General features: G+C 39.9%; 10 protein-coding genes. 5 read left to right on the forward strand and 5 right to left on the reverse strand.

Translation table 11 applies throughout. The features are described from left to right. Positions 1-103: 103 nt before the first annotated feature. The gene (locus tag CALSC_RS05285; protein WP_088240357.1) at positions 104-1,168 is read right to left on the reverse strand and encodes a potassium channel family protein; all 1,065 of its coding nucleotides are present in this window, start codon (positions 1,166-1,168) and stop codon (positions 104-106) included. Between the two features lie 479 nt (positions 1,169-1,647). On the opposite strand from CALSC_RS05285, the gene CALSC_RS05290 reads away from it, so the two are divergent. Continuing rightward, positions 1,648-2,931, forward strand: coding sequence for an aspartate aminotransferase family protein (locus CALSC_RS05290; RefSeq protein WP_088240358.1), 1,284 nt, complete (start codon positions 1,648-1,650; stop codon positions 2,929-2,931). 34 nt (positions 2,932-2,965) lie between these two features. Here the strand turns inward: CALSC_RS05290 and CALSC_RS05295 are convergent, their stop codons facing one another. Continuing rightward, complete coding sequence (locus tag CALSC_RS05295) at positions 2,966-3,607, reverse strand: Uma2 family endonuclease (RefSeq protein ID WP_088240359.1); 642 nt, start codon at positions 3,605-3,607, stop codon at positions 2,966-2,968. 117 nt (positions 3,608-3,724) lie between these two features. Here CALSC_RS05295 and CALSC_RS27795 point away from each other — a divergent pair, with 117 nt between their 5' ends. Further along, a complete protein-coding gene (locus tag CALSC_RS27795) occupies positions 3,725-3,859 on the forward strand; it encodes a hypothetical protein (protein ID WP_268807186.1) in 135 nt (44 codons plus the stop codon). A gap of 75 nt (positions 3,860-3,934) precedes the next feature. On the opposite strand, the gene tsaB is transcribed toward CALSC_RS27795, so the two are convergent. Continuing rightward, positions 3,935-4,600 (reverse strand): tRNA (adenosine(37)-N6)-threonylcarbamoyltransferase complex dimerization subunit type 1 TsaB, encoded by a 666-nt coding sequence (gene tsaB / locus CALSC_RS05300; RefSeq protein ID WP_088240360.1) that lies wholly within the window; start codon positions 4,598-4,600, stop codon positions 3,935-3,937. A 253-nt stretch (positions 4,601-4,853) separates the two neighbouring features. Next, positions 4,854-5,885, reverse strand: coding sequence for an adenosine deaminase (locus tag CALSC_RS05305; protein WP_088240361.1), 1,032 nt, complete (start codon positions 5,883-5,885; stop codon positions 4,854-4,856). A gap of 420 nt (positions 5,886-6,305) precedes the next feature. Between CALSC_RS05305 and CALSC_RS05310 the strand changes: the two genes are divergently transcribed. The 3 genes from CALSC_RS05310 to CALSC_RS05320 all read left to right on the forward strand — a co-directional run bounded on the left by CALSC_RS05310 (position 6,306) and on the right by CALSC_RS05320 (position 10,498). Then, on the forward strand, positions 6,306-6,992 hold the full coding sequence (locus tag CALSC_RS05310; RefSeq protein WP_088240362.1) for an acyltransferase: 687 nt from the start codon (positions 6,306-6,308) through the stop codon (positions 6,990-6,992). Between the two features lie 646 nt (positions 6,993-7,638). Continuing rightward, a complete protein-coding gene (locus tag CALSC_RS05315; protein WP_088240363.1) occupies positions 7,639-7,755 on the forward strand; it encodes a photosystem II reaction center protein I in 117 nt (38 codons plus the stop codon). A gap of 202 nt (positions 7,756-7,957) precedes the next feature. Next, the gene (locus CALSC_RS05320) at positions 7,958-10,498 is read left to right on the forward strand and encodes a DUF3769 domain-containing protein (protein WP_088240364.1); all 2,541 of its coding nucleotides are present in this window, start codon (positions 7,958-7,960) and stop codon (positions 10,496-10,498) included. 557 nt (positions 10,499-11,055) lie between these two features. Here the strand turns inward: CALSC_RS05320 and CALSC_RS05325 are convergent. Next, the gene (locus CALSC_RS05325) at positions 11,056-11,634 is read right to left on the reverse strand and encodes an HPF/RaiA family ribosome-associated protein (RefSeq protein WP_088240365.1); all 579 of its coding nucleotides are present in this window, start codon (positions 11,632-11,634) and stop codon (positions 11,056-11,058) included. Positions 11,635-11,861: the final 227 nt, after the last annotated feature.

The following is an 11,861-nucleotide window of genomic DNA, read 5'->3' on the forward strand; positions in this document are numbered from 1 at the left end:
ACAACCCACATTCCACACTTCAACTTGAAGCACAAAAAGCCACTCCCCAATCCCTATTTTCAAGCTATAACTGAAACTGAATCACCAACAGCGCAGAGCATTATTAGGACTTTTTCGGCTTACGTAATTGCTTAGAACCAATTGGCCCGAGAATTTGGTTTAAATCACGCAGTTGTTCTGCCGTACCCATACAAATTAAGGTATCTCCCGGCATTAAAATAGTGTCTCCATTAGGACCACCAATTAATTTGCCATCCAGACGACGAATTGCCAATACTAATGCTCCTGTTTGCTGCCGTAGCTTGGCATTGTGTAAAGTTTTACCTACAATTGGACAAACAGATGGATCGAGTAAAAATTCTTCCATATATAATTGTCTATCTGCACCAGAAATAATCCCATCCACAAAGTCCATAACTTGAGGTCTGAGGGCAGCAGATGCCATTCTTTTACCACCAGTAATATAAGGGGAAATCACTACATCTGCTCCGCCCCGTTGTAGCTTTTGCAATGCTTCTTCATTACTTGCCCGAGCGATCGCCCTAATATGAGAATTCAGTGTTTTTGCAGATAGAACAATGTATAAATTTTCAGCATCAGAAGGTAAGGCAGCCACAATACAGACAGCTTTGGCAATACCCACATGAATTAAAGTTTCATCTAAAGTGGCATCACCCTGGTATATGGTGTAGCCTTCTTGTTGTCCTCGTTGCACACAGTCAAGATTAGAATCAATCACAACAAAAGGAACTCCTTCTGCCTCAAATTCCTTAGCGATTTGCCGACCTGTGCGACTAAAGCCGCAGATAATATAGTGTTCTGATAATGATTCCATTAAGCGTCGTTGTTGTTGCAATCGAATTCCTTCCTGAAAGTATCCCTGGATGATAGCTTCGGTAAATCGGTTGACAATATAACCGATACCCATAACCCCCATTAAAATCAAAGCAATGGTAAATATTCTGCCACGGTTGCCTAGGGGATGAGTTTCACCATAGCCCACAGTTGCCAAGGTAATGATAGTCATATAAGCAGCATCTGCCAAAGTCCAACCTTCTACCAGGCTGTACCATAAGGTACCGACGAGAAATACACCAGCAAGGGCAATTGCCCCTGCCATTAATTCTTTCTGGATACGTTGATATTTTTGCTCAAGATTTGAGTACACAGTTAGTTTCTAAAGTGGCAAAGTTAGTTAAATTTACTGCTGGTAATGCATATAACTTTGCTATTGTAGTAACTTTTCTTTTTTGTTTCCTCCCTTCTAGCTAACTTTTATACATGAAGTTATGAATTAAGGGTATTGATATCAAGAGAAAATTGTGTTTATACAGTCGCCATCAGCAAGAAAGTCTTTTTATCAGTTATCAGTTATCAGTTTCCCCGTGAGCGACGGGTGAACGAAATTTTGGGGTTTCATAAAAGTTACTCCCCACACTCCCCACATCCATGAGCGACTGCGGGGGCTTGATACCGATTACTGTTGTCTCAATTTGTTCCAGTAGCAATCAGAGATGACAATCTTTGATTACATTAAACAGTAGGGTGTTTCACCTTTGTCTGGGATTTTATCTCATAATCTTACCTAAGGGGAGTGTGAGTTGAATGCCGAAATTAGCTAAAATAAAAAGCTTTAGGAGTTAAGTTGTGAGCAGAGAAACTCTTGTACAACAAACTACCAATTCTCCAGAATCAGGTTCTAGTACCTCTAGTTCATTTAATGCTGATAGTTTTGACCAATCTGTCATGTCCACCTATGGACGTTTTCCCTTAGCATTGGAACGGGGTCAAGGGTGTCGGGTTTGGGATACCCAAGGGAAGGAATATCTTGACTTTGTGGCGGGAATTGCTACTTGTACCTTGGGACATGCCCATCCTGTGATGGTGGAAGCAGTAACGCGGCAAATTCAAAAGCTCCATCACGTTTCTAATTTATACTATATTCCTGAACAGGGAGAACTAGCACAATGGCTAGTAGAGCATTCCTGTAGCGATCGCGCTTTTTTCTGCAATTCTGGGGCAGAGGCTAATGAAGGTGCAATTAAATTGGCAAGGAAGTATGCCCATACGGTTCTGGAAATTGACAAACCAATTATTCTCACTGCCAATGCTAGTTTCCACGGTAGAACTTTAGCTACCATTACCGCTACCGGACAACCGAAGTATCAAAAAAACTTCGATCCCTTGGTTCCTGGTTTTTACTATGTTCCCTATAACGATATTAGGGCAATCGAAAATGCAATTAGCGAACTGGATGAAGGTGATTACCGCGTCGCTGCTATTTTGTTAGAACCTTTACAGGGAGAAGGTGGAGTTCGTCCGGGAGATGTAGCATATTTCCAAAAGCTGCGGCAAATTTGTGACGAAACAGGCATTCTCCTGATATTTGATGAAGTGCAAGTGGGTATGGGGCGCACGGGCAAATTATGGGGTTATGAACATTTGGGTGTAGAACCAGACATTTTTACTAGTGCCAAAGGTTTGGGTGGTGGTATCCCTATTGGCGCATTACTGTGTAAAAAATTCTGTGATGTTTTCCAAGCTGGTGATCATGCCAGTACCTTTGGTGGTAATCCTTTTGTTTCTGGAGTTGCTTTGAGCGTTTGTCAAACCTTGGAACGGGAGAATATTTTGGCAAATGTAGTGGAAAGGGGGGCACAATTACGGGCTGGCTTAGAGAATATTGCTGCTCAATATCCTCAACACATTGCCGAAGTCCGGGGATGGGGTTTAATCAATGGGATGGAATTATTAGCAGATATACCTCTTACTGCTATAGATATTGTCAAAGCAGCTATGGAAGAGGGTTTATTACTAGTGCCTGCTGGACCAAAAGTTGTCCGCTTTGTTCCACCTTTGATTGTGACAGAACAAGAAGTAGAAGTTGCCTTGCAAAAATTGGGTAAGGCAATAGCGACTGTAACAAAGTAGTCACCCATTACCAGAATCTAACTCTGATTATTTCCTAGGGTGGGCAATGCCCACCTTCCCATTTTTCACCCCACACCCGACGCAAATTTAACACAAAACCCGGTAAAACTTCCTCACCAAATAACGATTCGGGATTATCTAACACTTCCACAGCCAAACCCTGACGATAAATTTCCACCCGTCTCTGCTGCGGATCTAGTAACCATCCTAATTTGGCACCATTGTCAATATATTCTCTCATTTTCTCTTGCAACGGCTCAATTCTATCGGAGCTAGACCGTAATTCAACCACAAAATCAGGACAGATATTAGCAAAAGTACCTTTTTCTTCTGAACTCAGTCCATCCCAACGTTCCTGACTTATCCAAGAAGCATCGGGAGAGCGGGTCGCACCATTAGGTAAAATAAAGCCAGTAGAAGAATCAAAGGCTAAACCCGATTCACCAGAATTACGCCACCACAAATATAACTCTCCAGAAATATTCCAGTTATATCCTCCAGTTTCCCAACCAGTCGGTGGGTTCACAATTAATTCTCCTCGTGCAGTTCTTTCCAGTTTCAAATCTCGGTTTGCTGCACTCAGTAGTGCAAACTGTTCTTGGGTGACGTACAATCCGATTGATGATGGCAAATTAAGGTGTAGGATTTGGTTTTCACAAGCGGGTGTTTGTACCATCTTGACATCTTTGAGAATGGGCTATGGGCTATTTAAAGAAATGTTCCTAATGAGAGTCTCGGCTGTGTCTACTATTGTATCTCGCCTCGATATCACACAAATCTTCAAAGGGAATGGATGAATGATGTTTTCTTGTTTCTAACAGAGCGATCGCAGTTGGTAGAGTTTGGGGATAAAGGAGTGATCGCCTTTTTGCTGAATTCTTGTGAAGGAGCGATTGCTCAGTTGATAAATACATTGAAACAGCTATAAGTTAACCTGAGTTCGGGATAAGCTCAAACCCTGATTATATCGTTACCTGATTTTGGTCTTCATAACTGAGGTTACTTATATATTTACAGGATGCTGTCCATAATAAGGTGAAGCTTCTGACCAATCGGGACTTTTACCTACACACCAATCTAAATAGGCTAGTTCTAAAATACTATTAACGGTTGCCGCCAAATTAGATTGAACTTCAATTAAATCATATTCAGTATGCCAATTAGCTAACTTGTCTTGCCATACTTCTGGAGTGAACACTCTATCTGATAATAATATATTCAGTCCAGAATAATCAGGAGTAAATTGATAAATTGCTCCAAAAACTTGACCTCGCTGTGCAGGCATTTGTATTGCTATGGTTGTTGTCTGTACATCTTCTTCAATACTTCTTTTAGCTTTTTCTGACCAAGCCACAGCCGCTAAAGTGGAAATTGCAAATACAGGAATATCTAATTGTTGTCCTAAGGTACGGGCGGCTACAACTCCAATACGAGTACCAGTAAAACCACCAGGCCCTTTGGCTACAGCAATAAATGCTAAGTCTATCCAAGTTTGTGGTTTGATAAATTCCATCAGGTATTGATGTAATAAACTGGATACCTGACGTTCTAAATTCCAAACATCAGAACGTGTCTCTCCATCAAAATTACTCATCGCCAAGCCTAATTCAGGGGTAGTGGTGTGTAATGCCAAACCGTATTTTGTGGATGCTTGTAGTTTATCTTTCAATGGTTCATATTATTGAGTATTCATAGAAGAATATAGCTTAATTTTTCTGGGAGGCTCCCAAATATTTAAATTTGCGGTGCGGGCATTTTGCCCGCTTTGTATCAAAAGGGAGCTATCTGGCTCCCACTACGGAAAGTAATTAATTGGAACAACTATATAAAATTTGCCAAAATTTACTACTTGCATGTTATGGTTTACGTGTACCATAAATTGATTATCTGTATCAGCAGTTGAAGTTTTTAGATAGACAGAATCAACTATGAATTAATGGTTCAGGCTGGAGTAAACCATGCAACAAAGAAGCAGGACGCTGGTTGTATGGCCATGCAAAAGCGTGACGAAAAGCTGCATCCTGGCAAGCTTGTAACTGCTCAAAATTAATGATGTCGTAGGTTAAAAGATTTTCATACTCAAATGGCAAACGTACATTGTGCAACCCCGCATTATCTGTACAAATAGCTATATCTACACCAGCTGCAAAACATCGGTCAAAAACTAACTTTAACTGACGGATATCTTCTAAAGTACCTGTTTTTATATAGGTTGTGGGACAAACTTCCAAACACTGATTGCGTTTAGCTAACTCTGGTAGTAATTCTGGATATAGTAGTGGTATCTGGATGCCATGACCAATACGATTCATATAGGGTAGTAGTTGGGGGTAACAGCCAGCAGTAGTTTCATAAACATGTCCAGTAGTATTTAACCCTAAAGATAGGGCATAGTCATACAACTGCACCCACTCTTCTAAACGCTCCCCATAGTAGCTATCCCCTCCAGCCACATCAATAGCACAGACATACTGTCTATTTTGTGCTGCCAAGTCTACAATTGCTTTATTTACCTCATAAGGTAAACGGGAATGCATACAGAGAATTTGACTGGTAATAATCGGATATTCTGATATTTGACTGGCTTTGCCCACAATTTCCACAATCTCCGTCATTTTGCCAATGCGCTCCGATTGACTCAAATCTTCGGGTGTACGGAGATAAGGAGTGTAACGCAACTCTAAATAAGCCAAGTTTTCAAAGATATAAGCGCCCCTAACTAAGCGATAGATAAAGTAAGGCAAGGTCTTTACAGTTTGTACCTTTTCTACCAAGGTATGTAATTCCAAGTATTCATCTAAAGTATTACGCTTACGGGTATAAAACTCCTCAAAACTAGAATATTCAGTAAAGCGGGAAATTAACTCAGAAGAATGTCGCTCGAAGTATCGCCACAATACTCGGGGTACAACTGAGCCGCCTAGATGCCTGTGCAATTCTGCATATAATGCCATTGTGCCCTTTTAACTCATTTACTTAATTATTATTAACAATTAAATCTAAAAAAACAAGGGTGACTGGCGATGCTCCCCAGAGGAGCCGCGCCAAGTGCGATCGCTATCAAGTATGGATAATCTATTTTAAGTTGATTACAATCTTAATTTGAAGTATAAATAATTGCTTGATACAAACTTTATATAAACTATAAAAAATTCAAGCAAACTTATTACGTGATGTTTAATCAATAAATTAAAAATTGCCGATATTAAAAGCTTTTAAATAGCTTAGATACTACCTTTATGTCCACCGACATGTACTAGTATAAATTAATCAATTAAAACGTAAAAATAGAGACAGTTTATTTTTTTGATAGAACTTATTTTTTAATTGTTTATCAACTGAAAATCATAATTATAACTAGGAATTATCTCTGCATGAATAAACAAATATTATCGAAAAAAATGGAACGCTTGCCAGAATTTTTATTACTGAATTTATTTGGATGGCAACCAACAATTTTTTTGGGGCCCCAGTTAAGAGCCTTAACCTATCGTCTCATGTTTTCTAAAATATCCTGGAAAGTTTTTATTGAAAATAGTGTTAACTTTGTTGGGGCTGGAAATATAGAAATAGGAAAAAATGTTTACATTTTTAAAGGTGCTCGTTTAGATGCTAGAGGGCATGAAAATAATAAGCTTTCTTTAGGGGATGGAGTTGCGATCGAGCGTAATACTGAAATTGGTTGTTTAGAAGATACACATATACAAATTGGTCATGACACATTCATTGGTCCCAATGTTTGTATTGGTGGCCCTGGAGATATAAAAATTGGCAACCGTTGTTTAATTGCTGCTCATACAGGAATCATTTCTAATAATCATAAATTTTCCGATCTTTCTATAGCAATTAAAGACCAAGGACTCACTCGTAAAGGAATTACCATTGAAGATGATTGTTGGTTAGGTCATGGGGTGACTGTACTAGATGGAGTAACCATCGGTACAGGTAGTGTGATTGGCGCAGGAGCAGTGGTGACAAAAAATATTCCTCCATTTTCTGTAGCTGTGGGAACCCCTGCAAGGGTTATCAAAAGCCGGAAACCTCAGGAAGTAGGAGTGTAGGAGTAAGAGAATGAGAGAGTGAGAGAATGAGGGGGATTTAAATTATCATAATTTTCCCTCTGTTCCCTCCATTAGCGAGAAAATTGGGAGTCGGGAATCGAGAGTTGGTTAGAGGGATGTTCATACTGGGTGGTGAAATTGTTTGATCTCTACAAGAAGCCTAGCTTAGCGCGTCTATGGAACTACCTCCGCCTTTGGGAAGAAAGTTTTTTCTATGACTAGTTAGGGAACACCAAAAAATAAATTACCCAATTTCTGGAATTGAACTACTTGCTTCACTCCCCCTACTCCCTGCTCCCTGCCCCCTGCATTCCAAGTGATTGATTATTTTTTATTTGGAAGTCCCTTAATTTTGGGAAACCTTTACTGTTGACTTCTCGTCTCGGCAATAACTAGTAGACTAGCTTCCAGCCTGGGGTGCTTATAAGTTCAACTCAAGTTCAACCATATAATACGATTGGAGGTCGACATATCTACCATTGGGAACTATGGAGATAGCTCAATTCTCAACTGTATTCAGTTAACCAATTCGGGGTATACTATTTTTCTCCGAAAAGACGACGAGATTTCGGTAAGATAAAAAAAGTTATCTTTTTTCTGTATTGCAGATACGGAAAGACTTTCATTCCCAACTGGAGACATCCCTATGTTGACTTTAAAAGTCGTAGTTTATATTGTTGTTGCATTTTTTGTCAGTATCTTCGTCTTTGGATTTTTGTCTAGCGATCCTTCCCGTAACCCTGGTCGTCAAGATTTAGAGTAAAATATTACACCAAAGATATTTTGCTGTCCTCAACTTAAACATTTGCTGGTATAAACACCAGCCTGTTAATAGCCGTGTTTGTCAAAAGTTACTGGGCGGCTAGCTGCCCCAGGCTAGGCAGAAAACCATGTCGGAAGGCACTATTATGTATTTGACCTTCCGACTTTAATTTGGCTGTTTGTTAGCTCAATTGTGCTGAAATATGCTTCATCCAGTTCTGCCGCCCGCAGTGCCTCCCCTTTTAGGAAATTTAACAACGAATCTCCATTCTGATGTTAATTATGTTACCAAACCTAGCTCTGCAAGGCATAAAAGAAAATCTCTCTCAGAGAATGTAGAGAATGATGCTCTGCAAAATTCTTCAATTCCCAATCACAAGCAAAATTCCCAGTCCTCATCTTCTGCTGACCAAAAAATTAAGGAAAGGTTATTAGCAGGTAAAGCTTTATCAACACCTAGTTCTCCAGAACTATTCCCAGCAGAATTTTCTTCGTTGACGGCGATGGATAAAGCTGCACCTTTGGGAGGAAAATTATCTGTGGGCTATTCTATAGAGCCTAGTGAGCAGAAAATAAGTCAGGTGGAGTTTACCCTTTCCGAAGCAGTTCAGCCAACCATTGCTCCAAATTTATCCCCTAGCAAAACTTTACCAAAGGAGGATAAATCAAGTCAGCCAAAAAATATAGTTATTAAATCTACAACTTCTGCAACTGAACAAAAGCCAATACAGATTAATTTTAATTCTGATGGTCAAGTTACCCCTGCAACTATAGAATTTAAGTCTCGTAGCCAAGAATCTCAAGTCCCTGCAACGGATTCCCCCAATCAACCCACACTTAAATTACCAAGCACCAACCAAGAAGAAAGTCAGCCTAGGAATCCACCTCCAGCTAAAAGACGGATTGTAGAAGTAATCGCCGATCGCCAAGAATATGATGAACAACGGCGGGTGATTACAGCTGAGGGTAAAGTGGTAGTCAGGTTTGATGGAGCCGTGATAGATGCCGATCGCCTACAAGTTAATTTAGATAATTTGATTGCTGTGGGGGAAGGTAATGTCACTTTAGCCAGGGGCAAGCAAATTCTGCGGGGAAATAAATTTACCTATAACTTTATTCAAGATAGAGGTGAACTCCAAGGTGGTAGGGGAGAAATATTTATTCCTACACTTAGTAATGATTTTTCCTTTTTACCTACGGATGTGACGGCGGGTAGTATATCTGAACCAGTTAGCGATCGCTTACGAGCCAATCAGCCGCAAAACATTACCAGTCCTGGTGCGATTAACATTACTCTTGGCGGTAGGAGAAATATAAGTAACCAACCTTTACCAAAGCAAGGTGGTGCAGTCAATAAATTGCGATTTGAAGCAGGGCGAGTTGATTTTTATCCTAGGGGTTGGCGAGCTAGAGATGTGAAAATCACTAATGACCCATTTTCGCCTCCAGAATTAGAGTTGCGAGCTAATCAAGTTACTCTCACTCAAAAATCTCCCTTGGAAGACCGCATCAAAACCAAGGGACAACGGTTAGTATTTGACAGAGGTTTGAGTTTACCTATTCCCAGAAATTCACAAACCATTGATCGCCGAGAGAGGGATGCAACTCCTGCATTGGTTTCTTTCGGTTTTGATGGAGATGAGCGGGGTGGTTTATTCTTAGAGCGTAGTTTTCAAATCCTGAACACAGAACAATCTAGCTGGACTGTCACACCACAATTTTTAGCACAAGAAGCTATCCAAAGTCCCAGAAGTGTTTCCTCAATATTCGCATTAAAAAGTAGCCTGAATGCAATTTTAGGACCACAGACACAGCTAAGAGGTTCTGGCTCCTTAACTAGTTTAGATTTGAGTGATGTCGATGAAAATTTGCGTGCCAATGTCCGCTTACGTCAGCAGGTTGGCGATCTGCGAAATCCTCATAACTTGACTATGGAATTTAACTACCGCGATCGCTTGTTTAATGGCACTCTGGGCTTTCAAACAGTCCAAAGTAGTATCGGTGGAGTTCTTACCTCTCCGATAATTCCCGTGGCTAAAGGTATTAATTTTAGCTATCAAACAGGGGCACAGTATATTACTGCTAATACTGATCGCCAAGATTTATTAGATACAATCCGCAATAATGATCGCATTTCCTTAGGTCGGATCCAAGGTAGTGCCGCTCTCAATGGTGGTTTACTACTATGGAGTGGAAAACCATTACCAGCAACAGCTAAAGAAGGATTGCGGTATACATCCAAACCAGTTGTACCTTTTTTGACTGCATTTGCTGGGATTACTGGTACTAGTAGTTATTATACTAATGGTGATAATCAAAGCACCCTCACTGGAACTATTGGCTTGCAAGGGCAACTAGGTCATTTTTCTAAACCATTTTTCGATTATACCGGCTTTAATATTACTTTTTCTCAAGGTTTAAATAGTGGGGAATCCCCCTTTTTGTTTGATCGCTCCGTTGATAACACGGTATTAAGTGCTGGTATTACCCAACAAATTTATGGCCCTTTGCGTTTGGGATTTCAAACTAGTGTAAACTTAGATACAGGTGAAGCTAGTAGTACGGACTATATCTTGGAATACAGTCGCCGTACTTATGGTATTACTGTGCGTTACAATCCTGTTTTGGAATTAGCTGGGATTAGCTTCCGTATCAGTGATTTTAATTGGAGTGGTGGAACCGATCCATTTTCTAAAAATTCAGAAGTTAAACCTGTGGTTGGTGGTGTGAAACGAGGAAATTAATCTTGAATGGTTGATGGGTTCAATCCAAAATCCAAAATCGTTCGACTGAGCGCTCACGACGAAGTCCAAAATCCAAAATCTAAATTTGTTTGACAGCTTTTTCGATCAATGATCCTCTATATTGCCGGTGCAAGGCTAATCAACCACAACACTACTAACAAAAAAATGAGCACATAGATCTTGATCGTTACATAGGTGAGAATATTAGGTATGGAAATATAAAGATTGCCGCTCATATTTTCCCTCCTTTGTTGCTTTATTGAATCGAGGGTATTCTATATTTCTATTTTTACCTAGATCGGTAACAAAAAAAGTTATTTAACTATACTTAACTTTAAGAATAAAAAGACACGAAGAAACAAGAAAATTTGTGACATATTGTTGAACTTCGTGCCTTTGGTTTGAAGCGGAGACAGCTAGTAAAGCTTGCAGAGGAGGTAGGCTAACAAAAGGGAGCAGGGAGCAGGGAGCAGGGGAGAAACCCAATACATAAATTTGTAGCCTTTTCTTTCTCGGTCAAAAGTCTTATTGCTACCTACCCTAAAGTTACCAATAATTTAGCTGCGAGAACCTAATAGACGATGCTTCTTGCCAATCAGTTTGACTACACTGGCTTGAGGTCCTTTGTCACCTGCTTCTGGATGAAAACTAACTTCTTTGCCAATATCTAACTTCTGGAAATCACCATTGAGAAGACTGTTGTGGTGGAAGTAAATTTCTTCACCATCTGGAGTTTCTATAAAGCCATAGCCTTCCTCTGGGAATAATGCTGCAATTCTTCCATAAGGTGGGATGGTATGGTTCTTGGTTTGGTGTCGCTGTACCCGGACAAAATTATCCAACTCACGTTTTGCTGCATTAAAAGCATCACGGATGGCTACATAAATATCTTGATGGCTTTGACGCTTGGAAGGTTGACGGTTAACAATGATTTCTCCATGAGGAACATTAATACAAATGCGTACATGATAAAGGTTACCGTGATGATGATGCTTATGGGGCGCTTCTATCATGACGCGACAACTGATAATTTGGTGATAAAAACCCTCTATTTTATCTAGATATTTACGAATTCTGTTTTCTACTGCTGCTGATGGAGGCATGTTGCGGAAGTTAACTTGCAGCGTATTAATCATAAATTATCCCCTTTCTCATTAATAGCATCACCTGAATTTACAGGTTTTATATGCAAGATGATGGTGATGTTCCTTAGTTAGCGCGATCGCTATTTACGGCGAATTAAAAACTAAAAGGTCAATATTCTCATATCCCAATATACTTGGTAAATTGTTTTATATCCTAGGTAACAATTATCAAGTTGAGGAATGTATGCCATAAAACCTCAAAGTTCTACCTAAATACT

This window comes from Calothrix rhizosoleniae SC01 (genome assembly GCF_900185595.1).
GTDB lineage: Bacteria > Cyanobacteriota > Cyanobacteriia > Cyanobacteriales > Nostocaceae > Calothrix_A > Calothrix_A rhizosoleniae.